30 protein-coding genes and 1 tRNA gene are annotated in these 20,459 nt (G+C 64.9%); 3 read left to right on the top strand and 28 right to left on the bottom strand.

The annotated features are described in order from the left end of the window. Window positions 1-99: 99 nt before the first annotated feature. Genes AOZ49_RS11930 through dapC form a run of 5 tightly spaced genes read right to left on the bottom strand, consistent with a single transcriptional unit; the run spans window position 100 to window position 6,124 of the window. On the bottom strand, window positions 100-2,034 hold the full coding sequence (locus AOZ49_RS11930; protein WP_156355632.1) for an ABC-F family ATP-binding cassette domain-containing protein: 1,935 nt from the start codon (window positions 2,032-2,034) through the stop codon (window positions 100-102). Then, complete coding sequence (gene prmB / locus AOZ49_RS11935) at window positions 2,031-2,927, bottom strand: 50S ribosomal protein L3 N(5)-glutamine methyltransferase (RefSeq protein ID WP_054430006.1); 897 nt, start codon at window positions 2,925-2,927, stop codon at window positions 2,031-2,033. Before prmB ends, AOZ49_RS11930 begins: the two co-directional genes overlap by 4 nt. Window positions 2,928-2,937: 10 nt before the next feature. After that, window positions 2,938-4,077, bottom strand: coding sequence for a succinyl-diaminopimelate desuccinylase (gene dapE / locus AOZ49_RS11940; protein WP_054475487.1), 1,140 nt, complete (start codon window positions 4,075-4,077; stop codon window positions 2,938-2,940). Continuing rightward, window positions 4,078-4,899, bottom strand: a complete 822-nt coding sequence (gene dapD / locus AOZ49_RS11945) for a 2,3,4,5-tetrahydropyridine-2,6-dicarboxylate N-succinyltransferase (protein ID WP_054430001.1) — start codon at window positions 4,897-4,899, stop codon at window positions 4,078-4,080. A 28-nt stretch (window positions 4,900-4,927) separates the two neighbouring features. After that, window positions 4,928-6,124, bottom strand: coding sequence for a succinyldiaminopimelate transaminase (gene dapC / locus AOZ49_RS11950; RefSeq protein ID WP_054475489.1), 1,197 nt, complete (start codon window positions 6,122-6,124; stop codon window positions 4,928-4,930). Between the two features lie 47 nt (window positions 6,125-6,171). On the opposite strand from dapC, the gene AOZ49_RS11955 reads away from it, so the two are divergent. After that, window positions 6,172-6,258: transfer RNA gene (locus AOZ49_RS11955), tRNA-Leu, on the top strand. Between the two features lie 32 nt (window positions 6,259-6,290). Here the strand turns inward: AOZ49_RS11955 and AOZ49_RS11960 are convergent. Together AOZ49_RS11960 and AOZ49_RS11965 are read right to left on the bottom strand one after the other, a co-directional pair. Further along, window positions 6,291-7,532: an Arm DNA-binding domain-containing protein gene (locus AOZ49_RS11960; protein ID WP_054475491.1), complete on the bottom strand. Its 1,242-nt coding sequence runs from the start codon at window positions 7,530-7,532 to the stop codon at window positions 6,291-6,293. A 142-nt stretch (window positions 7,533-7,674) separates the two neighbouring features. Then, entirely contained in the window at window positions 7,675-8,127 is a 453-nt protein-coding gene (locus AOZ49_RS11965; protein ID WP_231690315.1) for a dATP/dGTP pyrophosphohydrolase domain-containing protein, read from the bottom strand. 218 nt (window positions 8,128-8,345) lie between these two features. Between AOZ49_RS11965 and AOZ49_RS11970 the strand changes: the two genes are divergently transcribed. After that, window positions 8,346-9,005 carry a hypothetical protein gene (locus tag AOZ49_RS11970; RefSeq protein ID WP_054475493.1) on the top strand — a complete coding sequence of 220 codons (660 nt, stop codon included), beginning with the start codon at window positions 8,346-8,348 and terminating at the stop codon, window positions 9,003-9,005. Here the strand turns inward: AOZ49_RS11970 and AOZ49_RS32445 are convergent. The 20 genes from AOZ49_RS32445 to AOZ49_RS12055 all read right to left on the bottom strand — a co-directional run bounded on the left by AOZ49_RS32445 (window position 8,999) and on the right by AOZ49_RS12055 (window position 19,643). Next, on the bottom strand, window positions 8,999-9,214 hold the full coding sequence (locus AOZ49_RS32445; protein WP_156355634.1) for a hypothetical protein: 216 nt from the start codon (window positions 9,212-9,214) through the stop codon (window positions 8,999-9,001). The genes AOZ49_RS11970 and AOZ49_RS32445 overlap by 7 nt on opposite strands. A 2-nt stretch (window positions 9,215-9,216) precedes the next feature. Beyond that, window positions 9,217-9,612, bottom strand: a complete 396-nt coding sequence (locus AOZ49_RS11975; protein WP_054475495.1) for a hypothetical protein — start codon at window positions 9,610-9,612, stop codon at window positions 9,217-9,219. Beyond that, window positions 9,612-10,112 (bottom strand): hypothetical protein, encoded by a 501-nt coding sequence (locus AOZ49_RS11980; protein WP_054475496.1) that lies wholly within the window; start codon window positions 10,110-10,112, stop codon window positions 9,612-9,614. Before AOZ49_RS11980 ends, AOZ49_RS11975 begins: the two co-directional genes overlap by 1 nt. A 1-nt stretch (window position 10,113) precedes the next feature. Continuing rightward, entirely contained in the window at window positions 10,114-10,581 is a 468-nt protein-coding gene (locus tag AOZ49_RS11985) for a hypothetical protein (protein ID WP_054475498.1), read from the bottom strand. Window positions 10,582-10,583: 2 nt separating this feature from the next. Continuing rightward, window positions 10,584-11,459: a hypothetical protein gene (locus AOZ49_RS11990; protein WP_054475501.1), complete on the bottom strand. Its 876-nt coding sequence runs from the start codon at window positions 11,457-11,459 to the stop codon at window positions 10,584-10,586. An 80-nt stretch (window positions 11,460-11,539) separates the two neighbouring features. Continuing rightward, window positions 11,540-11,965: an Acb2/Tad1 domain-containing protein gene (locus tag AOZ49_RS11995; protein WP_054475503.1), complete on the bottom strand. Its 426-nt coding sequence runs from the start codon at window positions 11,963-11,965 to the stop codon at window positions 11,540-11,542. A 35-nt stretch (window positions 11,966-12,000) separates the two neighbouring features. Next, window positions 12,001-12,516: a hypothetical protein gene (locus AOZ49_RS12000; RefSeq protein WP_054475505.1), complete on the bottom strand. Its 516-nt coding sequence runs from the start codon at window positions 12,514-12,516 to the stop codon at window positions 12,001-12,003. 36 nt (window positions 12,517-12,552) lie between these two features. Beyond that, window positions 12,553-13,059 carry a siphovirus Gp157 family protein gene (locus AOZ49_RS12005; protein WP_054475507.1) on the bottom strand — a complete coding sequence of 169 codons (507 nt, stop codon included), beginning with the start codon at window positions 13,057-13,059 and terminating at the stop codon, window positions 12,553-12,555. Between the two features lie 11 nt (window positions 13,060-13,070). Beyond that, on the bottom strand, window positions 13,071-13,574 hold the full coding sequence (gene ssb / locus AOZ49_RS12010; RefSeq protein WP_054475510.1) for a single-stranded DNA-binding protein: 504 nt from the start codon (window positions 13,572-13,574) through the stop codon (window positions 13,071-13,073). Next, window positions 13,574-14,512 carry an ATP-binding protein gene (locus tag AOZ49_RS12015; RefSeq protein WP_054475512.1) on the bottom strand — a complete coding sequence of 313 codons (939 nt, stop codon included), beginning with the start codon at window positions 14,510-14,512 and terminating at the stop codon, window positions 13,574-13,576. The genes ssb and AOZ49_RS12015 overlap by 1 nt, the downstream gene beginning before the upstream one ends. Before the next feature lie 96 nt (window positions 14,513-14,608). Beyond that, window positions 14,609-14,782, bottom strand: coding sequence for a hypothetical protein (locus tag AOZ49_RS32450; protein WP_156355635.1), 174 nt, complete (start codon window positions 14,780-14,782; stop codon window positions 14,609-14,611). Further along, window positions 14,779-15,075, bottom strand: coding sequence for a hypothetical protein (locus AOZ49_RS12020; RefSeq protein ID WP_054475514.1), 297 nt, complete (start codon window positions 15,073-15,075; stop codon window positions 14,779-14,781). Before AOZ49_RS12020 ends, AOZ49_RS32450 begins: the two co-directional genes overlap by 4 nt. After that, a complete protein-coding gene (locus AOZ49_RS12025; RefSeq protein ID WP_054475516.1) occupies window positions 15,072-15,347 on the bottom strand; it encodes a hypothetical protein in 276 nt (91 codons plus the stop codon). Before AOZ49_RS12025 ends, AOZ49_RS12020 begins: the two co-directional genes overlap by 4 nt. Window positions 15,348-15,441: 94 nt before the next feature. Further along, window positions 15,442-15,813, bottom strand: coding sequence for a hypothetical protein (locus tag AOZ49_RS12030; protein ID WP_054475519.1), 372 nt, complete (start codon window positions 15,811-15,813; stop codon window positions 15,442-15,444). Between the two features lie 2 nt (window positions 15,814-15,815). Next, the gene (locus AOZ49_RS12035) at window positions 15,816-16,052 is read right to left on the bottom strand and encodes a hypothetical protein (RefSeq protein ID WP_054475521.1); all 237 of its coding nucleotides are present in this window, start codon (window positions 16,050-16,052) and stop codon (window positions 15,816-15,818) included. A gap of 40 nt (window positions 16,053-16,092) precedes the next feature. Beyond that, window positions 16,093-16,335, bottom strand: a complete 243-nt coding sequence (locus AOZ49_RS12040) for a hypothetical protein (protein ID WP_054475523.1) — start codon at window positions 16,333-16,335, stop codon at window positions 16,093-16,095. Between the two features lie 42 nt (window positions 16,336-16,377). Then, a complete protein-coding gene (locus AOZ49_RS12045; protein ID WP_054475525.1) occupies window positions 16,378-17,115 on the bottom strand; it encodes a restriction endonuclease subunit M in 738 nt (245 codons plus the stop codon). A gap of 520 nt (window positions 17,116-17,635) precedes the next feature. Then, a complete protein-coding gene (locus tag AOZ49_RS32455) occupies window positions 17,636-18,148 on the bottom strand; it encodes a hypothetical protein (RefSeq protein ID WP_156355636.1) in 513 nt (170 codons plus the stop codon). 406 nt (window positions 18,149-18,554) lie between these two features. Continuing rightward, window positions 18,555-19,088, bottom strand: a complete 534-nt coding sequence (locus AOZ49_RS12050; protein WP_082380410.1) for a PH domain-containing protein — start codon at window positions 19,086-19,088, stop codon at window positions 18,555-18,557. 105 nt (window positions 19,089-19,193) lie between these two features. Beyond that, on the bottom strand, window positions 19,194-19,643 hold the full coding sequence (locus AOZ49_RS12055) for a helix-turn-helix domain-containing protein (RefSeq protein ID WP_054475527.1): 450 nt from the start codon (window positions 19,641-19,643) through the stop codon (window positions 19,194-19,196). A 42-nt stretch (window positions 19,644-19,685) separates the two neighbouring features. Between AOZ49_RS12055 and AOZ49_RS31715 the strand changes: the two genes are divergently transcribed. Continuing rightward, the gene (locus tag AOZ49_RS31715) at window positions 19,686-19,940 is read left to right on the top strand and encodes a transcriptional regulator (RefSeq protein WP_082380411.1); all 255 of its coding nucleotides are present in this window, start codon (window positions 19,686-19,688) and stop codon (window positions 19,938-19,940) included. Window positions 19,941-20,179: 239 nt separating this feature from the next. On the opposite strand, the gene AOZ49_RS32460 is transcribed toward AOZ49_RS31715, so the two are convergent. Continuing rightward, entirely contained in the window at window positions 20,180-20,356 is a 177-nt protein-coding gene (locus tag AOZ49_RS32460; protein WP_156355637.1) for a hypothetical protein, read from the bottom strand. Between the last annotated feature and the right edge of the window lie 103 nt (window positions 20,357-20,459).

Here is a 20,459-nt window from a genome sequence, read left to right on the forward strand (position 1 = left end):
AGTCAGATTCGCTGCATATTATAAATGATAATTATTATTGTTAATGCACATTTCACTGTCGTGGGAAAGCGCGGACGGCGCGCGCCGTCCGCCCGTCGATCAGGCTTCGCCCTGTTCGATTTCTTCCAGCGAGCCCTGCAGTTCGAGCCACTGCTCTTCCAGCGTTTCCAGGCGCTTGCCGTGTTCGCCGTGCTCGGCCATGACCTTCTGGCGTTCGGCGCGGCGCGCGTCGGAATACAGGTCCGGGTCGGCGATGACGCCGTCCAGCGCCTGCAGCTTGACGCGCAGCTTCTCCATCTCGGTCTCGACCTTGGCCAGCTTGGCTTCCAGCGGCTTGCGCAGCGCCGACAGGCGTTGGCGTTGTTCGGCCTCGGCGCGGCGTTGCGCCTTGCGGTCGACCACGGCCTCGCCGTTCTCGGCGTTTTCGCGGGCGGCCTCGGCGCGTTCGCCGGCGTTGCGGGCGGCGAGCCAGTCGCGGTAGTCCTCCAGGTCGCCGTCGAATTCGCGCACGGCGCCGTCGGCCACGATCCAGAAGCTGTCCACGGTGGTGCGCAGCAGGTGGCGATCGTGCGAGACCAGCAGCATGCTGCCGCCGAACTCGGCCAGCGCGGCGGCCAGGGCCTCGCGCGTCTCGACGTCCAGGTGGTTGCTGGGTTCGTCCAGCAGCAGCAGGTTGGGCTTCTGCCAGACGATCAGCGACAGCGCCAGGCGAGCCTTTTCGCCGCCCGACATCGGGCCGACCTTGCTGTTGACCGTGTCGCCCGAGAAGCCGAAGCCGCCCAGGTAATTGCGCAGCTCCTGCTCGCGCGTTTCCGGCGACAGCCGCGCCAGATGGGCCAGCGGCGTGCTGTCCACGTCCAGCATGTCGAGCTGGTGCTGGTGGAGGTAGCCGATCGCCAGCCCGCGCGAGGCGCGGCGTTCGCCGGCCTGCACCGGCAGTTCCTCGGCCAGGGTCTTGATCAGCGTGCTCTTGCCGGCGCCGTTGGCGCCCAGCACGCCGACGCGGCTGCCGGCGCGCACCATCAGCGTCACGTCGCGCAGGATCGGCACATCGTTGCCGGCCGCGTCGGTATAGCCGGCCGACAGGTGTTCCAGCGTCAGCAGCGGATCCGGCACCTGCTCGGGCGAGGGGATGCGGATGTCGATGCCGGCCTCGGCCTGAAGCGGCGCCAGCACCTGCATGCGCGCCAGGGCCTTGACCCGGCTCTGGGCCTGCTTGGCCTTGGAGGCCTTGGCCTTGAAGCGGTCGATGAAGCCTTGCAGGCGCGCGGTTTCGCGGGTCTGGCGCTCGTAGGCGATGTTGGTCTGGCGCAGGCGCTCGGCGCGCTGCGTCAGGAAGTCGCCGTAGCCGCCGCGGTAGCGCACCAGCTTGGCGTGATCGAAATGCAGGATGGACTTGGCCACCGCGTCCAGGAACTCGGTGTCGTGGGAGATCAGCATGACGGTGCCGGGATAGGCGGCCAGCCATTTCTCCAGCCACAGCATGGCGTCCAGGTCCAGGTGGTTGGTGGGCTCGTCCAGCAGCAGCAGCTCGGACGGCGCCATCAGCGCGCGCGCCAGCGCCAGGCGCATGCGCCAGCCGCCGGAGAAGCTCGCCACCGGCTGGCTCCATTCGGCCGGCTTGAAGCCCAGGCCGGCCAGCAGCTGTTCGGCGCGCGAGGCCGCGCTCCAGGCGCCGGCCTCGACCAGCGCCGCCTCGACCTCGGCGATCTGCGTGCCCTGGTCGTCGGTGAGTTCGGCGCGGCGCGCCTGCAGCGCGCGCAGCGGCGTGTCGCCGTCGATGACGAATTCACGCGCGGGGCGGTCGTCGGCATGCAGTTCCTGTTCGACGCTGGCGATGCGCCAGCCGGCCGGCAGCGCCAGGTTGCCGGCGTCCAGGTCCAGCGCGCCGGTCAGCAGCGCGAACAGCGATGACTTGCCGGCGCCGTTCTTGCCGACGATGCCGACGCGCTCGCCCGGGTGCACCACGAATTCGGCATCGTCCAGCAGCACCTTGGTGCCGCGGCGCAGGGTCAATCCAGAGGCGCGGATCACGTCGTCAACTGCTCGCGGGTCAGCAGCAGCAACTGGTCGGAGGCTTCCTCCGTATCCAGCCACACCGGCGACAGCTCAGGGAAGGCGGCTTCGAAGAAATCGCGCTCGTGGCCGATCTCCAGCACCAGCACGCCGTTCTCCGACAGGTAGCGCGGCGCGGCCTGCAGGATGCGGCGCACCAGGTCCATGCCATCCGTGCCGCCGGCCAGGGCCAGTTGCGGCTCGTGGCGATATTCCTGCGGTAGCACGTCCATCGAGCCGCTGTTGACGTAGGGCGGGTTGCAGACGATCACGTCGTACTGGCGTTCCGGCAGGTTGTCGAACAGATCGCTCTGGTGCAGCGCCAGCCGGTCGGCCAGGCCGTAGTCGTCGACGTTGCGGCGGGCGACCTCGAGCGCGTCGGGCGACACGTCGACGGCGTCGACCTGGGCATAGGGGAAGGCCAGCGCCGACAGGATCGCCAGGCAGCCCGAACCCGTGCACATGTCCAGCACGCTGTCGACGGCCTGCGCGTCCTGCACCCAGGGCGACAGGCCTTCGTCCAGCAGCTCCGCGATGGGCGAGCGCGGCACGATGACGCGCGCGTCCACGTAGAAGCGATGCCCGCGCAGCCAGGCCTCGTTGGTGAGATACGCGGCCGGCACGCGCTCGGTGACGCGGCGGTCGATCAGCTCCAGCACGCGGTTGCGTTCTTCGCTGAGCACGCGGGCGTCCAGGAAGGGCTCCAGCGTGTCCAGCGGCAGGTGCAGCGCGTGCAGGACCAGATAGACCGTCTCGTCCCAGGCGTTGTCGCTGCCGTGTCCCAGCGCCACCTGGGCGGCGTTCAGGCGCGATACGCCATAGCGGATCAGGTCGCGCAGGGTCAGCAGTTCTTGGCGGGCGGATTGATACATGAGAGGCTTTTTACTTGGCGGGCAGGAGGTTTTCCAGCGTGCGCCGATAGATGTTTTTCAACGGGTCCAGCGAGGCCAGCTCGATGCGCTCGTTGACCTTGTGGATCGTGGCGTTGCAGGGGCCGAACTCGATGACCTGCGGGCAGATCTTGGCGATGAAGCGGCCATCGGACGTGCCGCCGGTGGTCGACAGCTCGGCCGTCACGCCGGTTTCCTCGCGGATGGCCTTGACCAGCGCATCCGTCAGCGAGCCGCGCGGGGTCAGGAAGGGCTCGCCGCCCAGTTCCCAGTCCAGCGTGTATTCCAGGCCATGGCGGTCCAGCACTTCGTGCACCCGCGCCTGCAGGCTTTCCGGCGTGCTGGCGGTGGCGAAGCGGAAGTTGAACAGCGCCACGGCGTCGCCCGGCACCACGTTGGTGGCGCCCGTGCCCGAGTTCAGGTTCGAGACCTGGAACGTGGTCGGCGGGAAGTACTCGTTGCCCTGGTCCCACTCGATCGCGACGATCTCGGCCAGCGCCGGCGCCAGCTGGTGCACCGGGTTGCGCGCCAGGTGCGGATAGGCCACGTGGCCCTGGATGCCCTTGACCGTCAACGTGCCCGACAGCGAGCCGCGGCGACCGTTCTTGCAGGTGTCGCCGAGCACGTCGCCCGAGGTGGGTTCGCCGACGATGCAGTAGTCCATCTGCTCGCCGCGCGCCTTGAGCGCGTCACAGACGATGGCGGTGCCGTCGATCGACGGGCCTTCCTCGTCGGACGTGATCAGGAGGGCGATCGAGCCGCCGTGCTGCGGGTGGGCCGCCACGAATTCCTCGGCCGCCACCACGAAGGCGGCGATCGAGCTCTTCATGTCGGCGGCGCCGCGGCCGTACAGGTAGCCGTCACGCTCGGTGGGCACGAACGGGTCGCTTTCCCACTTCGCGCGCGGGCCCGGCGGCACCACGTCGGTGTGGCCGGCGAAGACCACCAGCGGCGCGGTGTTGCCACGGCGCGCCCACAGGTTGGTGACGCCGCCCTGGGCGATGGTTTCGCAGGTGAAGCCGAGCGGCGCCAGGCGCGCCGCCAGCGTCGCCTGGCAATCGGCGTCCGCCGGGGTGACCGACGGACGGGCGATCAGGTCCTTGACCAGATCCAGAACAACCGTGGCCGACATTTACGCCCTCAGCAGATCGTTGATGCTGGTCTTGGCGCGGGTCTGCGCGTCGACACGCTTGACGATGACGGCGCAGGCCAGGCTGTGCGAGCCGTCGGCCGAGGGCAGCGAGCCCGGCACCACCACCGAGCCCGACGGCACGCGGCCGTAGGTGATCTTGCCCGTGGCGCGGTCATAGATCTTGGTGCTTTGCGACAGGTACACGCCCATGGCCAGCACCGAGTTCTCTTCGACGATCACGCCTTCGACGACTTCCGAGCGGGCGCCGATGAAGCAGTTGTCTTCGATGATGGTGGGGTTGGCCTGCAGCGGCTCGAGCACGCCGCCGATGCCGACGCCGCCGGACAGGTGGACGTTCTTGCCGATCTGGGCGCACGAGCCGACGGTGGCCCAGGTGTCGACCATGGTGCCTTCATCGACGTAGGCGCCGATGTTGACGTACGAGGGCATCAGCACCACGTTGCGGCCGATGAAGGCGCCGCGGCGGGCGACGGCGGGCGGCACCACGCGGTAGCCGCCTTGCTTGAAGGCGTTGTCGCCGTATTCCGAGAACTTGAGCGGCACCTTGTCGTAGAACTGCAGCGGGGCCTGGCCCATGATGGCGTTGTCGTACAGGCGGAACGACAGCAGCACGGCCTTCTTGATCCACTGGTGCACGACCCAGTCGTCGTTGATTTTCTCGGCCACGCGCAGGCGGCCCAGGTCCAGCCCGTCGATGGTGTGTTCGACGGCTTCGCGCACTTCGGCGCTGGCGTCGGAGGGCGACAGGTTGGCCCGGTCGTCCCAGGCTTTTTCGATGGTGGTCTGCAGGTCGAGAGTCATAGCGGCTCAGCTTTTCAAAAAAGGTTGATCAAACAGAAGTATGTACGAAATGGGCGATGCGTTCGGCCGCCTGCACGCAGTCGGCCAAAGGCGCCACCAGGGCCAGGCGGATGCGCCCCTGCCCGGGATTCACACCGTGCGCCTCGCGCGCCAGGAAACTGCCCGGCAGCACGGTAACACCGGTACGGCCATAAAGGTCGCGCGCGAACGCGGTATCCGAACCCGGGGTGGCCGCCCACAGGTAGAACGAGGCCTGGGGACGCTGCACGTCCAGCACGTTCCGCAGGATCGGCAGCACGGCCTCGAATTTCTCGCGGTACAGGCGGCGGTTGTCCTTGACGTGGGCCTCGTCGGTCCAGGCGGCGATGCTGGCCGCCGACACCAGCGGGCTTATGGCGCTGCCATGATACGTGCGGTAGCGCAGGAAGCGGCCGATCAGCGCGGCGTCGCCCGCCACGAAACCCGAGCGCAGGCCCGGCACGTTCGAGCGCTTGGACAGGCTGGAGAACGCCACCAGGTTGCGGTAGTCGTTGCGGCCCAGGCGGCGCGCCGCCTGCAGGCCGCCCAGCGGCGGATTGCCTTCGTCCAGGTAGATCTCGGAATAGCACTCGTCGGAGGCGATCACGAAGCCGTGGCGGTCGGACAGGGCGAACAGGTCTTCCCATTCGTCCAGCGTCATGACGTTGCCGGCCGGGTTGCCGGGCGAGCAGACGAACACCATGCGGGTCTTTTTCCAGACCTCGTCCGGCACCTGGTTCCAGTCGCAGGCGAAATTGCGCAGCGCGTCGGCGTTGACGTAGTAGGGCGTGGCGCCGGCCAGCAGCGTGGCGCCCTCGTAGATCTGGTAGAACGGGTTGGGGCAGATCACCACCGACCCGGCCGCCGGATCGATCACCGTCTGGGTGAAGGCGAACAGCGCTTCGCGCGAGCCCAGCGCCGGCAGCACCTGGGTCTCGGCGTCCGGCGCCGGAATGCTGTAGCGCGACGCCAGCCAGTTGGCGATGGCCTGGCGCAGCGCGGGATCGCCCTTGGTCGACGGGTACACCGACAGCCCGCCGAGGCTGTCGCGGATGGCCTGCGCGACGCGCTCCGGCGCGGCGTGTTTGGGCTCGCCGATCGACAGGTTGATGGGCGTCAGGCCGTCCGGCTGCGCGCTGGCCGAGGCCAGCAGGGCGCGCAGTTTTTCGAACGGGTAGGGGTGCAGGGCATCGAGGCGCGGATTCATGACGCAAGATTTTAACAAGCAAGCTACAATAGCGGGCTTGGCCTATCGCGAAGGTGGCGAAATTGGTAGACGCACCAGGTTTAGGTCCTGACGCCGTAACAGGTGTAGGGGTTCGAGTCCCCTCCTTCGCACCAACCTTATCCAGCAAAAACAATGACTTAGGTTTTTAACCTGTCATTGTTTTTGGCTGTTTTGGGGCTGATTTGGCTCCGGAATGACTGCTTAATGCCAGCTTTTCCCCGAACAGATCGACGGCCTTGCCGCCGGCGTTCAGATCAGCTGAAGGCATCCATTTCCCGTATACGCGGATGATCATGGCCCAGTCCTTGTGGCCCATCTGCTGCGCTACCCACATGGGGTGTTCGCCCGCCGATAGCATCATGCTGGCGAACGTGTGGCGCATCTGATACGGGCGTCGATATCTCACCTTCGCGCGCTTCAGCGCCGTGGCCCAGACTTTCTGAACCGCCTGGCTGCTCGACCATCGCTCTCCCGTTCCCGGGTTCCGGAATAATTCCCCGTGAGGTTCTGCGCCTACCCAGGTGTGCGCTTTCTGGCCGTTGATCGCCGCCAGGGCCGGCGCCAATATCTTGACCTCCCGCCGGCTGGATTTCGTTTTAGGAAGCTCTGCTACTCCCTTAGCGGCCCGTGTGATGGCTTTGCGCACCAGCACAACGCCGCGGGCAAAATCTACGTCTGACCAGTTCAGTGCTATCTGCTCACTGGGCCGAAGTCCCGTCCAGAGGGCGAAGAGGGCATAGTTGCGGGTCTGTTCCGGCAACTCGCTCAGGATCGCCGCCTGCTCGTCGGGCGTGAACGGATCGACCTCATCGTCGTCGCCTTCCTCAACCGGCTGGGCCTGCCTGCTGTAGTGCCGACCCCGCATGCAGTTCTCGTCTAGTAGCTCGTCCTCGACCGCATCATTCAGCGCCGACCGGAGGCAGCTTTGAATGTTGGAAAGTCGCTTATTGCTCACCGGCTTGTCGCCGCCAAGGCCTGCGAGCCAGGACTTAATTGCGGGCCATTTCAGGTCGCCGAGCATTTCTTTGCCGAACTTGGGGATCAGCAGTCCGAGCACAATGCTCCGATACCCTTGGTACGTGCTGGATTTCAAGGTCGGCTTCCGGGCGTCGAGCCATCCGTCCAGATACTTTTCAACCGATAGGATCTGTCCCGGCGTGTCTGCGTAGGTTCCGGCGCGTGCGCTATTGGGAAATGTGGCGGCGTAGTCGAAAACGCCCGTCGAAATCGCATGCAGAATTGCCGCCCGGTGCTGCTCGGCCCGCTTCAGGTTAGCGGGCGTGGGCTTGAGAGGAATCCGCTCACGGCAGCGGCGACCCTTGTACTGGAACGTGATTTCGATACTGCTTTCCGAGGCGGCTTTAACACCCCTCCCGTCTCTACCCATTTTTCGTAGCCCTCCATGTCTATGAGAATGCGTTCATCCGGCGCCCGGATCCACTCCTTGTCTTCCCGCCAGATTCCGTCTCGAATCTTCGAGCGGATCGCATCCTCTGTATAGCCCGTGATGGCCGAGGCGCGGGAGATTGTCACGAATCTGACCATTCTTGACCTCCGTTTCCGCTGGCCTTGGCGGGATGTGCTGCGCAGGGATGGCGCAGGGAGCCGTCACCGCTGGGGCAGGTGCAGGGGGCGGCGGTGCGCTGGTGTTCAATGGCCTTGTTCGGGTCCACCGTGCGCCAGTCCGGCCAGGTGCGGGCCTCGTTCTTCGCCTGCTTGGCGACGATGGCCGCGATGATTTCCTGCGGTGTGGCGCCACTGCGCCATGCGCCGTCCAGGCCCAGGATGATGACGTCGACCCATTCCTTCAGGTCGCCGCCGCTCGTCTCGACCTCGATCAGTTCCTTTCGGATGTGATCGCAGACGCCGGCCACGCGAGCGCCGGGGCCGAAGGTGTGGGCCGAGAATTCGGCTTGCCGCGCCAGATGGGCGACGAAGTCGAACGCCTCGGCGCTGGCCTGGGGCGCGGCATAGAGCTCCACAATCGTTCGGTCAGTCGAATATGGCCGCTCCCGCGTAAAGCTCGGGGTCGAATACATTTCCTGACCATCGAGGCTCGCCCCGATATACCGCTCGCAAACCCAGCCGTAGGGTTCAACGCTCGCGGCGGCCTCCTGCGCCCCCCCCCGGCTACAGGGGCGCAATCCGGGCACGGTTTGGCGTCGTATCCAGAATGCGGAGTCAGACCGCCCACCATCCCATGACCGCTGCACGTAAGGCATTTGTCTTCGGCTACAGGGGCGCTTGCCAGGGCAGCGCGCAGGCGAATGCTTGCGGCAACCAGCGCATCCCGATCATCGAGCGATTCCACAGCGAAGCGCGCAACGGTTTTCAATGCGTCGCAAGTGGCTTGCGCTGCCGCGCGCAGTTCCCGCTCATCGGATACGTGGGAGCTTTGCAGGGCGTTCCGGACGACAGTCAAATCATCCAAATCGCGCTGTCGCTGGTCATCCGACGCGCGTCGCTCGATGCGATTCAGCGCCTTGGTTGCCCGCTCATCGGCTACAGGGGCGCGCAGCTTGGGCTGGCCGGGGTACTGGCGCCGCATGACGCCGCAGACCTCCCACGGGCCCGGATGGTGTTGGTTCATGTAGTTCTCGACCCGGCGGCAGGCCTCGACAAGCCATCGCGGCAGGCCGCCCGCGACGCCGCCGATCAGTTCGTCATCGTGGCCCTGGATCGTTGCGAGCTGCGCGCGCAGCTCCAGGATGGAGTCGGCGGCGTCATGCGTAAGCTGCACTACGTCGGGGTTTGCGTGTTCCGCGGCGTCGATATCGGCCTGGTCGCGCAGGCGCTGCACGATATCGTCTTGCTCGGGCGCCTGGGCGGCGCTGTTCGGGTTGGGGTGGTTGGTCATTGAATATCCCCTTCGGCAGGCGACGGGAAGCAATCGCCGTCGTCGCCATTGGTGCGGTTGATGTATGCGCGGTGCTGCCCGGTGCGGGCCTCTTGGCGCTTGGCATTGCAGGACTTGGAGCAGAAGCGCGCCCAGCCCCGGCGCCGGTCGGCTGTCCTGGCCGTGAACGGACCGCCGCAGCAGTCGCAGCGGTAGGTTGCAGTGGATGCCATAGTCACCTCCCCGCGCCCTGGCCGCTCTGCTGGCCGTCAATCTCTGCTTCGATCTTCCGGTCGATATCGGCCAGCCAGGTTGCGGCGGACGTCTCGACCTGGTGCCGGAGCGCGCGCAGCGCCAGCAAGCGCGAGCTGTAGAGACTGCGGCCGCCCTGGGAGCCAGAGCGGTACGTTCCGGGCGCCGGCAGCTCGCCACGGCCATGAACAACCGAGGAGGTCCACCCCGCGCCAACCTCTCGGGTGTGGACGTTGATGAAAAAGCCGGTGGCGTAAGCGCCGGCCTCGGGCGGCTTGGTGTCGGGACCCACCGGCTCGGTCCAGCGCAGCGCAGCCGTGACTCGCAAGCGCTGTTCAAGCGCCGCGAACGTCTCGCGCTCTTTTTTGGTCATGGCCATCACGCACCCCCCTTACGTTGGGCTGCAATGGCGGCGTCGTAGAGGCGTTGGGCGCGGTTGTAGCCGATCATCAGGCATGCGCTCAGGACGATCGGGCATGGCTGGCTATGCGCCTGCACCAGCCAGTTCGCCGCGCCTTGCAGCGGGTCCACTTCCAGCGCATCGCCAGCAGCGGGAGCGGCAACGGAAGCGCGGGCGGCGCGCCAGATGTCGTAGGCAAGCTGCGTATCGTCCTGGTCATAGTACTGGCCGCTGACCTCGAAGAAGTCGCAGTCCAGCACGAAACCCTGGTCTTCTGCCCAAGCCTCGAACGCCTGGCGCTCATCCTCCACCGTGGATACGCCAGGGGCGGCCGTGTCGTACTGACCACCGCCGCACACGGCCAGCGCGTCTTCGATCCATGCGGGGTAGGCCGGCTCTCCACCGGCTGCGCATTCAGCTAGGTATTGCTGCTTGGCCTCTGCCGCCAAAGCGAGCAGACGCGATTGGGGGTTGGGCATGTCAGGCTCCTTGGGCGCGCGCGGCGCCGGCTTCGAGCTCGGCCTTGATCTGGGTCTGGCGGATCAGATCCTCGGCGTCGTCGCGGTTCATGAGGGCGCCGATGCGGCGTAGGGTTGGCAGCAGCGCTTTCACGCGCTCCATGAGGGGGTGATCGATCGGCGCGCCGTTGGCCAGGCGCACGGCCACCTGGCGCAGCGCGGAGACATCCAGCGTCTTGCTGTGGCGCGTCGCCCACATTTCGAAGAAGTCCGCGACGCCGTCCACCGCGCCGGCGGCGGGATAGGCGAAACCGTCGCCGTCGCTGCGCAGGATCGCTTCGCCCTGCACCGAGTCGACGGTTTCGTGGATCTCTATCTGGCGCAACCAGTCTTCCAGCGGGCCGATGGCGTACTGCGACTTCACCAGCATCGGGATGACTGCCGGGCGCGGCCGGTACTGTTTGCGGCGGGGCTTGCGGGCGTGGGTCATGGTCAGTAGCCCCGCGACTTGTCGTTGGCCAGTTGGGCGTCCTTCAGCAGCTGCTCGTCCTTCACCATGCCGAAGAGGCGGTCGTAGTTCCAGGTGGTATCCCGGAACACGCGGCCGTCCTCGAAGTCGGCCAGGCAGTCCGACAGGTCGACCACGATGTCCTTGTCGGTGTCACTCTCGATGGTGAAGCGGTCCAGGGCGTTGCGGACCTGCCACGTGCCGCCGCTCCAGTCGCCGCGCGTGCGCTGGCCTGCGATGGCCAGGTCCAGGTACTTGTCCTTCGCGCGCAGCGCCTCCAGCACATCGGCCCACGACGACATGACGTCCAGGCCGTAGCGCAGCAGGATGCCGGCCAGTTCCATGTCTTCGCGGCGCTTCGACTCTTCGGCCTCGCGCTCGCGCTGCGCCTTGGTGCGGTCCAGCTCGGCCTGGCGTTTCGCATCCTCGGCGTATTCCTCGTACCTCTTCTTCAGGCTTTCATAGGTGGTGGTGGCGTACTCGAAGCCGTCGCTCGTCTTCGCTTCGCGGCGTAGGTCCAGCAGGTATCCGGCGTCATGGCGGATGGACTTGGGATAGCGCGAGCGGCTTTTGCGGTCAGGCTCGCTCCAACTGCTGGGCATGCCAATCTCGGCCATCATGGCCGTGACGCGCTCGTGAATGGCCTTGTTGATCTCAATCCGGGGGATGTTCAGCTCATGCGCGGCGACGTCCTTCTGGCGCGCCTCTTCCAGTTTGTTCAAGGCGTGTGCCGCGACTCGTTCGGGCGTCGGCGTGCTCCACCGGCTGTCCATGTGGCTGGCGTAGCTGGACGGGCTGTACTGGCAACTGCCCACGTAGCCAACTTTCTCCAGTTCCTGGATCTTGAGAGGTTCGGTCATGGTCTTCTCGGTATATGGAGGCCGGGCACCGGCGGCGGTCGGATGGGGGAGGGAGTCCCGCCGCCGGGCCGGCCAAAGGGTTACGCGCCGTCGCCGGTCGCCTTCGCGTGCGTGCCTTCCACACCAGCGCGCATGCGGCGCAGCGTACGCTGCTGGAGCCAGTGCATGGCCTCTTCGATCTTGGTCAGCGCCAGCGCGTTCTCGCGGCAGGAGAACGGGCCGGCCTGGAAGCTGCGCAGGCGGTCGGCGACGATCGCCAGCAGCACCTCCTGCGTGATGCCGTTGACGTCGACCTCGGCAATCGGGCCGTTCTGGAACAGGATGGTGGCGTGCTTGGCCGGCTGGCCGTGGCGCGCGGTGAACGGATCGGAGGCGTTCGACTCGGTGTCGAAGCCCTCGATCATGTACAGGTGGTTGGCGCCGCCCGCGCCGGGTTCATCCGTCACCGTGATGGTGAGCTGATCGTTGGCGGGATTGACGACGTGATCGTTGATGCTTCGGGTCATGGACTGCTCCTATGGGGTACTGCGTTGGGAAATGGTTAGAGCGGCAGCTGGCCGTCGTTGGCCTCGGGCGGCACGATGGACACCACCACATCCTGGTTCTGCTTCATGTGCAGCTCGCCGGCCTGTTCCTTGGAGGGCACGCAGTCGACCTCCATCGACACCACCACGGTGCCGCCTTCCTGCGGATCGAGGCGGAACTTGCTGACGGTGCATTCCTCCATGGCCAGGTCGGATTTGCCGCCGATGCCGTGGTGCACGATGACGGTCGCGCCGACGACCTTTTCCGACAGTGCTACCTTGTTCTGCATGTTGGGGAACTTCAGGCACGGCAGATAGCCAGGGTCGTCGAGGCGGGGGTCGGCGTTGTCGGCCATATCGCCTTCGTCCTGGCGCGGGCGGCGGTAGAGGGACGATTTCAAGTCGGGGCTGAATTCCGACAGCACGTCGTTGCTCGTTCGGTACGTGAATTGCAGAGTGGCGGACGGCTGGTCGTCCTTCTTGGTGTTGGAATCGAAGTGCATGCGGCACTCTTGCTCTTGGATGCTGTACATGGGGCAGGGCTCCAGGGTGCTACGTTGGGGAAAGGGTCAGCGGACAGCCAGGCGCAGGCCCTGGCGCAGGCGGGCGCCCGGCACGTCGTGGCCATCCTTCAGCGCCTGGCCGATCAGCTTCTTGTCGAGCTGGGGCGGCGGCGCCGGCGGGCTGGTGAAGTAGTCCTGCGGGATCTGCTTCTCGTCGAACACCTCGACAGCCGGTGGGTTCTTCGCCACGCTGAGGCGGAACAGCGGGCACTCGATCACCTGGATGTCGCTGGCGATCATGTTGCGCAGCAGGTAGTCGCGCAGCGCATCGGCGCGGGCTTGGCGCGCCTTCTTCAGCTCCTGCAGGCGCTTGATCTCGGCGTCGATCGCCGGGATGTCGGCTTCGAAGGTGCGCGCGACCATCTCGCAGCCCTGGGCCTTCTCGCCGATCTGCTCGGGCAGGCCGCTGGCTTCCATGGTGTCGGCGATGGCCTTCTCGTCGAAGTCGCCCTCGGCCAGGCGCACGGCGAGCGCGCGGTACTCCTGGGCGAGCGTGTAGAGGGGCATATTCATGGTTGTCTCCGTCAGAAGGGAATGTCGTCGTCCATATCGGCCAGGTCTGACCGGCCGGCGGCGGGCGCTGGCTGGGACGCGGGACGCTGCTGTGGCGCCGGGCGCTGTGCCGGGGCGCGCTGCTGCGGCTGGCGCGCCGGGGCGTCGTTGTAACCGCCACCGCCGCTGCCGCCGTCTTCGCGGCCGCCCAGCATCTGCATCTGGTCGGCCACGATTTCGGTGCTGTAGCGGTCAGCGCCGGTGTCCTTGTCCTGCCACTTGCGGGTCTTCAGGCGGCCTTCGATGTAGACCGCGCGCCCCTTCGCCAGGTACTCGCCGGCGATCTCGGCCAGTCGGCCGTACATGACCACGCGGTGCCATTCGGTTTCTTCGCGCTTCTGGCCGCTGGTCTTGTCCTTCCAGCTCGACGTCGTGGCCAGGGATACGTTGCAGACGGCAGCGCCGTCGGGGCTGTAGCGCACGTCCGGGTCGCGGCCCAGATTGCCCACCAGGATCACTTTGTTGACCGATGCCATTACGCGGCCTCCTGCGCAGGCGCCAGGGCGGCCTTGCGGCCTTCCTTGCGCCGGGTGAGTTGTTCGAGCGCGGCGCCGTCGTTGGCGGTGCGCGCGGCCTTCTGGGCGGCATTCCAGGCGTCGACCAGTTCCGCCATGGTGGTGGCGTCATCCAGAGCGGCCAGGTGGGCGGCCAGTGCGTCCTCGGTCATGCCGGTTTGGGGCGGTGGGACGAAGGCGCCAGATTCGAGCCAGGCCAGCAGGCTGGTGCCGACCGATTCGTCGATGACGAAGGGATCGCGGCCCATCATCAGGCCGGTGCGGTCCTTCGTGGCCATGGCGAAATGGCCGTCGTGGGTGAGGTCCAGCACCACGGTCATCTCGTATTCGAAGCCGTCACGCTGTTCGGCCTTCATGCCCAGCTTGACCACGGTCTTGCGGCCGTTCTGGCCCTCCTGCTGGGCCGTCTCGGTCTTGCTGCGCAGGGTGACGATGATGTGCATCGGGCTCTGCAGAATGGCGTCCAGCAGCGCGCGGTGGCGCGGCGTGACGTCGTTCCAGGCGGACCAGCTGTTGCCCTTGTATTTCGCCCGGGCGATCTCGTCGACCAGCTCCAGGCAGCCGCCTACGCCGCTCCATTCGTGCGTGATGCTGTCGATGATGAGCGTGCCGTAGCCGGCCTGTTCCGCGGCGCGGATGGCCTCGATGTAGCGCTCGGGCGTGTACGGCGCGCCCAGGCTAAGCGAATCGAACTCGGGCGGCTCGATCACCACGCCGCCCGGCAGGCTGATCGGCTCGGCGTACAGGCTCGCGCTGTCGCGTTCCGAGTCCAGGACGGCGATGCTGGCGCCGATGCCCTTGGCGAGAAGCAGGGCCGACAGGGTCTTGCCGGAGCCGCTGGGGCCGGTCAGTGCCAGCCGTAGCTTGGCCTTCTTTCTCACGGCTTTTTCGAACTTCATGGTCATTTCCTTTCAGGGGGTGGTGCTTCGGATTGCTGCTGCTCTTGTTGCTGCTGGTGCGCCAGCGCTGCGTCCTCGTCGTCCGGGTCCATGGCGCTATTCCTTGGCGGCCACAGCGGTCTTGCCGCAGCCTTCGCAGGTGGGGTAGGGGTTGGATTTGGCGTCGGTCTGCTGGCGCTCGCCGTAGCCGAAGATCAGGGCGGTGAGCAGGCCGGCCACCACGTAGGCGGCAACGCGGTTGTCGCGGTCGCGCAGGAGGCTGCGGATCATTGGGCACCTCGCTCATCGCGCTGCATGTCGGCGCGCTCGCATTCGATGCGCTCCTTCTCATCGGCCAGGTGCTGCCAGCAGTCCGCGACCAGGTCGGCATCGCTGTAATCGCCGTTGAATTCGTGGGTTATGGCACCAATCAGGACGTCGATGTTTTCGATGGTCAGATGCTCGGGCGCGCCCACGTCGGGCTCGGCCTTGTGATGCGTGAACTCGATGAGAAGCGCCGCGACTACCGTGCAGCCGGCCGGACCTTCCAGATCGATGCCCTTGACGAGGTGGTACGTGGTCATTGGGCACCTCGCGCGGCCAGCATGGCGTCGGCCACGGCGTAGGCGTAGGCGTATCGGGCGACCTCTTCGGGAACGGCGCGCTTTTCGTGGCAGGCCGCGACTTCGCCCTGCATGGCCTTGGCCGCGAAGTAGTCGCGCAGGGTCATGCCCATGGCGTCGGGGCGCGTGCTGCCTTCGTACAGCGCGGGGAAGGCCGGGCCGCCGTCGTTGATCGCGGGAGCCGCTGCCACCGGCTGGGCATTCCAACCATTGGGCGTGCGTTTCGTCGTCATGCATTTCTCCGGTGCAGGGCCATCGCAGCGTCGCCGACCAGGCCAATCAGGTACGCCGCGGCCAGGCCGCCGGCGATGAATTGAAGGAGGGCGGTCACAGGCAGTCCTCGGCTTCGTCCGGGTCCATCTCGGCCAGCAGGCGGTTCGCCTCGGCGTGGATGTACTGGCGCAGCAGCGTGCGGATGTTCATGCCCACGCTCGGCACGGTTTCGCCATCCAGCAACGTGATGGACGTGCCGATTTGCAGCTTGCCCAGTTGATCCATCAGGCACTCGGCCCAGATGGCGGCGGACTGACCGTAGGCGCCGGCCGTCTGGTTGTAGAGACACGCCAGCACAGTCCGGAAGGCCTGGTCCTCGGTGACGCGCAGCATTTCCTCGTCGGGCGGGTCGTAGGCAAGCGTGAAGGGCGACGCGGTGCGCGACGGGTCATCACCCAGGCGCTCGAAGGCTTGGCGGGCGTTCATGGTCAGTTCCTCGACGCCAGTTCAGCCTCGCGCGCCAGGCCCTGGTAATGCGCCAGGGCCGCGGCATCCACGCGGTAACGGTCGAATTCCGGCCGGAACGCCTCCGCCACGCGGGCCTGATTGATCGGGTCAGCCGTAAGCCACAACTGCGCCAACTGCTTGATGAACGAGCCGCCGTACTGACGCATGACGTGCACGGCTTCGCCATCGGTCGCCGTCGGCTTGGTTTGCTGTTCCATGGTTGTCTCCTTGCCCCGGCACCCGGGGCGGGTGTTGGGGTTAGGCCACGCCAGTAGCGCGGATGGCTTCGGTCAGGGCGAGCGGCACATCGCCCTGACGCGTGCCATTACGGTGGAGGTAGTCGCGGGCGAGTACGGCGGCCTGCAACAGTTCGGGCATGCCTGCGGCGCGCAGTGCCGCACCGGCAATTGCCATCGAAGAACCGTTTCCGTGCGCGTAGCGCTGGCATGCGGCTTGAAACTCCTCATCGAGCGCGATTCGCTCAATCAACTTGGCTTCCATGCTGTTCTCCTTGCCCCGGCACCCGGGGCGGGTGGGGAAGGATCAGGCCGGAATCGTCACAACGACGGTGTTGACCATGGTCCCGGACGACTTAAACGAGGCGTCAGGCAGCGCAGAAATGCTGCCTCCGCGCTGCTCGACGAGCGTCCGGAAGTCGGTGGTCAGCTTGTTTTCACGGAACCTGACACCCGCGCTCATGACCGCGACCAGCAGGCCGCCCGGCTTCAGGAAGAGGTGCGCGTGACTAACGTGCTTGATGTCGGCTTGCTTCAGAAACGGCGGGTTCATCACCGCGCGGTCGTAACCCTGAACCACGGGGACCGACAGGAAATCCACCTCACGCACGCAGAGGCGATCGTCGGAACGCAGGACCACCGCGTTTGCGGCCATCAGTTCGATGCAATCCACGTGAGCTCCAATATCGGCGCACGCCTTGGCAATGGCTCCATGGCCGGCGCTGGGCTCCAAGACGGCCATGCCGGGCTGAACGTCGGCCAGATCGAGCAGAACGCGGATGACGTCAGGAGGCGTGGGGAAGAAGTTGAATTCGTCCTTGGGCACTTCGACATGGCCCGTCAAGATGATCTGATCCAGACGATCCGCGGCGTCGCCGTCGAAAACATGGGCGCGGGCCTTCCTGTTCCACTTCCCGCCCGCAGCCTCCAGAACCTTGTTGGTTTTCTCGTACAACTTCCGGTCCAACTGCCCGGTCAGGACTACAGCGTTCCCGGTCGCTTGGGCGGCGCTGAGTACGCTCAGAACTGATTGCTCGACTTGCATTGCTGTTTCTCCCGTTCTCCCCGGGGTGGGGAGGTGTTGGGAGAATATTAGCCAATAGCTAATGTTCAGGACAACCGAAATATGAGCAAAAGGCTAATTATTTTGTAACCGGGCAAAAAAATACCGCCCGGAGGCGGTTGGTGACTTTGGCTATTCTTCGAGAGGTGTCATCGATCCCAGGGGCCGCCGACATAGCCGCGGCCGGGCCTGCAATCCAGTAGCGTCACGGGACTGGTTCGCCCTGGCCAGCTAGGGCGCTGGTACACAATCTTGCTGGGGCTGTCGCGTAGCATTGCTAGGAGGGGAGCCCGCAAATCGGCTAGCCGCTCAGACGCAGCAATAGGGCGTCCTTGTTCGTGCGCCGTATAGCCCGGCGCTGGGCCGGTGATGGTGATGATCTTCATGGAGGTCTCCTAGGTAGGATCCTCCATCTTCATGCGCGTCAAGCGCGTCGGCGGATTTAAATCAACATTCTTTGCCGCCACGTCGCAAAAAAGCCACCCGGAGGTGGCTGAGACTACTACACGGTACCGCCCGGTCGACAAAAATCTATATCGCGTTGACCGAATCCAAATTGGGCAAGTATTCGTCGTTTCATGGAGAGGCAGTCCCTGCTGACCGTTTTTCCTTCAGCAGCATCCTGCTCATCCTGGCAAAGCTGCACTAGGCCGCGTAACTGTGGAGGCTCGTCTGCTTCCACTAGGTGGAACTCGTGCCGAAGCTGGCTCACTTTGTCGGGGTCATCGCTCAGGAGCACGGCCTTTGAAAGAACCGCGTTGAAACGGTTGGCTAGACTCCCGTGCCTCCCAGCCATGCCAGGGCAATCCACAACGATTGTTGCTATCGTAAATATGCTGCTGACAACCGCGGCGGCTACGGTAAACAGGTTCGCATCAAATCCTATGGATGCCAGGGCAATAAGGGATACAGCCTTCGACGAAGCATCCAAGACACGAAAGAAGCTCTCGCGTTTGCGATGGTAGTTGATGCTGAACTTTGCATCGTACTGAATGTCATCGGCTGTGTCGCTCATTTGCCTATCTTCCGTTAGATCCGCCTGAGCCGCTTCCGTTACCGCCGCCATCTCTCCGGGGCTGAACGCGTGACACCGTGTTGTTGTCGCCGCGTTCAATGCGCTCCTGCACTCGGCCGGGAATGTAGTGCGGTTGCCTGTCTTGCCCGAAACCGCTGTCGCGGGAGGGGGTGGGCGTCTTCGAATTTCCGCCGCTGCCGGGTTTTGTTGCCATTATTGCCTCTCCTGTGAAAAAGTGCTATCGACGCATCAGGCGCCTGTTGTTGAGCTTCCATTCATGTGCCGTACATCATTGCGCCCGCCCTGTTCTGGTTGCGACGACACTTATCGCGACCGCAGCCCCCCCCCGCCTCATCATCCCGCAGCCTGGCACCATAGAGCGGGCGTCCTAGAAGTCAGCGGAGCGCTATCGCAACTGGGGCGGTTCCCTTCGACCGGATCCGCGGCGATTCCGCATGACTGTAGGTTCGGCATCCAAGAAATCCGGCTCACTGTAGGCGCTGAAGCCTCGCGCGGGATGAGGTGCGGTTGGTGGTGGCGACTCCTGTTCGTCCAGGAACGCCCTTCGAAATGCCATCGGATTGGATATGCCTGTGATCGGGGCTCGCGGAGTTCCTGCGCCCGCCAATACGATTGACCCAAAGTTGAAAACTCGGCCCAGGATGCCTTGGTCGACTTGCACGCTCTCAATCTTCTGGAGGCTGAGCTCTACAGTGCTTCGACTGATGAAACCCGTCTTGGATATCACTCTTCGGTTAGTGATGGCCAGCTCCGTAGAAATGTACCGGATGTACAGCAATAGAAAGACGAGTAGCCCGAGACCGTATGCCGCGAGCAAGATCGTGCCAACGATGATCGACGGGACCATGCACCATATGCTCAGTTGTCCTTGGTAGACAACATGCTCTCTGGGCATCAGGCTGTTCTGGACGTAGCTCATGGCAATTGCCTTCCCCACAGTGGAACATAAAGAATCGTCTTTCTCATTCCGTCACATTCCTCTCAAAATTTCCCGCAGCAGGAGACCAGAGTTAGATGCCGCGGTTCAGGCGGCCTTTTCTGAGTCCCTGCTTTTGATGGCGGGGACACTCTTGAAGGCGCGTACCTGGTTGATAACCCAATCCTCGATCGCTTCCTTCTGGACGGGCGTGAGCTGATCGTAATCCGCCTTTGTAAGTCGGGGGAATGGCCAGCCTCCGGTGTCCAAGTTGTCACCTTGGTTGAGATCTAACCATCCTTCCGGCTTACCCATCTTCTGTTCGATGAAACGACAGGTCGCGCCCCGCATGCCGCGCGGCGTGCCGGTGGCCGAATTCTTCGACGCGTTCAGCCATTGACTGACCTGCGATTGGTCGCGTTCCAAACGCTCGGCCAGTCGGCCAACGCCTCCGGCTTCCTTCACGAGTAGAGCCAGATTGGCCCTGCGGATGTCATCAATAAGCATGCCGTTATTTGATAGCCAATAGCTAACGATTGGAATTTGCAAAAGGCTCATATTCTTCTTGCGATAGAATTAGCAAAAGGCTAATATCGGCTCATGAAATTAGCCGAATACCTATCTCAAGAGCGTGGCCGCCAGGCGGCCCTGGCCAAGGCAATCGGTGCGCACGCGCCTGATGTCAGTCGTTGGGCCAGAGGCGAACGACCGATTCCGGTCGAGTTTGGCGGCCCTATCGAAGTGGCAACTGGCGGCCAATGCACGCGTCGCGAGCACTGGCCCGAGGATTACGCCCGCATTTGGCCCGAGCTGGCCGACTCCGCGCCGGCTCAGCAGGAGCCGAGCCATGCGTGATCCCGATCCCAAGGACAACCGCATCCCCATCGGTCCTACCGATATCTGACCTATCCAGGAGAAAGAAATGTCTGACTTGAACCACATCCCTCTGCCCAAAGAAATCCAGCACAGCGTGGTGGCAGGGGCAGTCGAAGCTGCAATGGTGGCCGTTCGCGGTAGCGGTGAAGACGATCCGGTGAAGGCCGCCCGCCAGGTGGCGGAGGCGGCCGTTGCTGCATGGCAGATCGTGAACGGCGTCAGCCCTTCACCTTCTCCTCGTACTGACGCTGGAACTCGTCGATGAAGGCCCACGCTGTCTCGGCAATTTTCTGGCCGGCCTTCTCGCCGTGTCCGGTCGTTCCGAGCAGCCCGGGTTGGGCCTTGAGGATTTCGATGAAGAACTCCTTGTGGCTCGAGTATTGCACATGCTTCATGAGAACCCCTCCTGTGGGAAAAGTTGGTTGTGGTTGGTCGCCACGCCCGGACAGACCGGGCAACGCCGATCGTAGCCGCAGGATGGGGTTCTCGCCAGTTTCG

This window comes from Achromobacter sp. 2789STDY5608615, assembly GCF_001298995.1.
Taxonomy (GTDB): Bacteria; Pseudomonadota; Gammaproteobacteria; order Burkholderiales; family Burkholderiaceae_B; genus Achromobacter; species Achromobacter insuavis.

What these genes read in the sequence shown, in the direction of transcription:
- AOZ49_RS11990 (WP_054475501.1), bottom strand. Translation starts at nt 11,459, where the DNA reads ATGACCGAACCTCTCAAGATCCAGGAACTGGAGAAAGTTGGCTACGTG.
- dapD (WP_054430001.1), bottom strand. Translation starts at nt 4,899, where the DNA reads ATGACTCTCGACCTGCAGACCACCATCGAAAAAGCCTGGGACGACCGG.
- dapC (WP_054475489.1), bottom strand. Translation starts at nt 6,124, where the DNA reads ATGAATCCGCGCCTCGATGCCCTGCACCCCTACCCGTTCGAAAAACTG.
- AOZ49_RS12055 (WP_054475527.1), bottom strand. Translation starts at nt 19,643, where the DNA reads ATGAGCCTTTTGCAAATTCCAATCGTTAGCTATTGGCTATCAAATAAC.
- AOZ49_RS32460 (WP_156355637.1), bottom strand. Translation starts at nt 20,356, where the DNA reads ATGAAGCATGTGCAATACTCGAGCCACAAGGAGTTCTTCATCGAAATC.
- AOZ49_RS31715 (WP_082380411.1), top strand. Translation starts at nt 19,686, where the DNA reads ATGAAATTAGCCGAATACCTATCTCAAGAGCGTGGCCGCCAGGCGGCC.
- AOZ49_RS11985 (WP_054475498.1), bottom strand. Translation starts at nt 10,581, where the DNA reads ATGACCCACGCCCGCAAGCCCCGCCGCAAACAGTACCGGCCGCGCCCG.
- AOZ49_RS12035 (WP_054475521.1), bottom strand. Translation starts at nt 16,052, where the DNA reads ATGGAACAGCAAACCAAGCCGACGGCGACCGATGGCGAAGCCGTGCAC.
- AOZ49_RS12045 (WP_054475525.1), bottom strand. Translation starts at nt 17,115, where the DNA reads ATGCAAGTCGAGCAATCAGTTCTGAGCGTACTCAGCGCCGCCCAAGCG.
- AOZ49_RS32455 (WP_156355636.1), bottom strand. Translation starts at nt 18,148, where the DNA reads ATGAGCGACACAGCCGATGACATTCAGTACGATGCAAAGTTCAGCATC.
- AOZ49_RS12005 (WP_054475507.1), bottom strand. Translation starts at nt 13,059, where the DNA reads ATGAATATGCCCCTCTACACGCTCGCCCAGGAGTACCGCGCGCTCGCC.
- prmB (WP_054430006.1), bottom strand. Translation starts at nt 2,927, where the DNA reads ATGTATCAATCCGCCCGCCAAGAACTGCTGACCCTGCGCGACCTGATC.
- AOZ49_RS12050 (WP_082380410.1), bottom strand. Translation starts at nt 19,088, where the DNA reads ATGAGCTACGTCCAGAACAGCCTGATGCCCAGAGAGCATGTTGTCTAC.
- dapE (WP_054475487.1), bottom strand. Translation starts at nt 4,077, where the DNA reads ATGTCGGCCACGGTTGTTCTGGATCTGGTCAAGGACCTGATCGCCCGT.
- AOZ49_RS11975 (WP_054475495.1), bottom strand. Translation starts at nt 9,612, where the DNA reads ATGGCCATGACCAAAAAAGAGCGCGAGACGTTCGCGGCGCTTGAACAG.
- AOZ49_RS32450 (WP_156355635.1), bottom strand. Translation starts at nt 14,782, where the DNA reads ATGATCCGCAGCCTCCTGCGCGACCGCGACAACCGCGTTGCCGCCTAC.
- AOZ49_RS12015 (WP_054475512.1), bottom strand. Translation starts at nt 14,512, where the DNA reads ATGAAGTTCGAAAAAGCCGTGAGAAAGAAGGCCAAGCTACGGCTGGCA.
- AOZ49_RS12020 (WP_054475514.1), bottom strand. Translation starts at nt 15,075, where the DNA reads ATGACCACGTACCACCTCGTCAAGGGCATCGATCTGGAAGGTCCGGCC.
- AOZ49_RS32445 (WP_156355634.1), bottom strand. Translation starts at nt 9,214, where the DNA reads ATGGCATCCACTGCAACCTACCGCTGCGACTGCTGCGGCGGTCCGTTC.
- AOZ49_RS12030 (WP_054475519.1), bottom strand. Translation starts at nt 15,813, where the DNA reads ATGAACGCCCGCCAAGCCTTCGAGCGCCTGGGTGATGACCCGTCGCGC.
- AOZ49_RS12025 (WP_054475516.1), bottom strand. Translation starts at nt 15,347, where the DNA reads ATGACGACGAAACGCACGCCCAATGGTTGGAATGCCCAGCCGGTGGCA.
- AOZ49_RS12000 (WP_054475505.1), bottom strand. Translation starts at nt 12,516, where the DNA reads ATGTACAGCATCCAAGAGCAAGAGTGCCGCATGCACTTCGATTCCAAC.
- AOZ49_RS11970 (WP_054475493.1), top strand. Translation starts at nt 8,346, where the DNA reads ATGACCGCTGCACGTAAGGCATTTGTCTTCGGCTACAGGGGCGCTTGC.
- AOZ49_RS11960 (WP_054475491.1), bottom strand. Translation starts at nt 7,532, where the DNA reads ATGGGTAGAGACGGGAGGGGTGTTAAAGCCGCCTCGGAAAGCAGTATC.
- AOZ49_RS12040 (WP_054475523.1), bottom strand. Translation starts at nt 16,335, where the DNA reads ATGGAAGCCAAGTTGATTGAGCGAATCGCGCTCGATGAGGAGTTTCAA.
- AOZ49_RS11980 (WP_054475496.1), bottom strand. Translation starts at nt 10,112, where the DNA reads ATGCCCAACCCCCAATCGCGTCTGCTCGCTTTGGCGGCAGAGGCCAAG.
- AOZ49_RS11995 (WP_054475503.1), bottom strand. Translation starts at nt 11,965, where the DNA reads ATGACCCGAAGCATCAACGATCACGTCGTCAATCCCGCCAACGATCAG.
- ssb (WP_054475510.1), bottom strand. Translation starts at nt 13,574, where the DNA reads ATGGCATCGGTCAACAAAGTGATCCTGGTGGGCAATCTGGGCCGCGAC.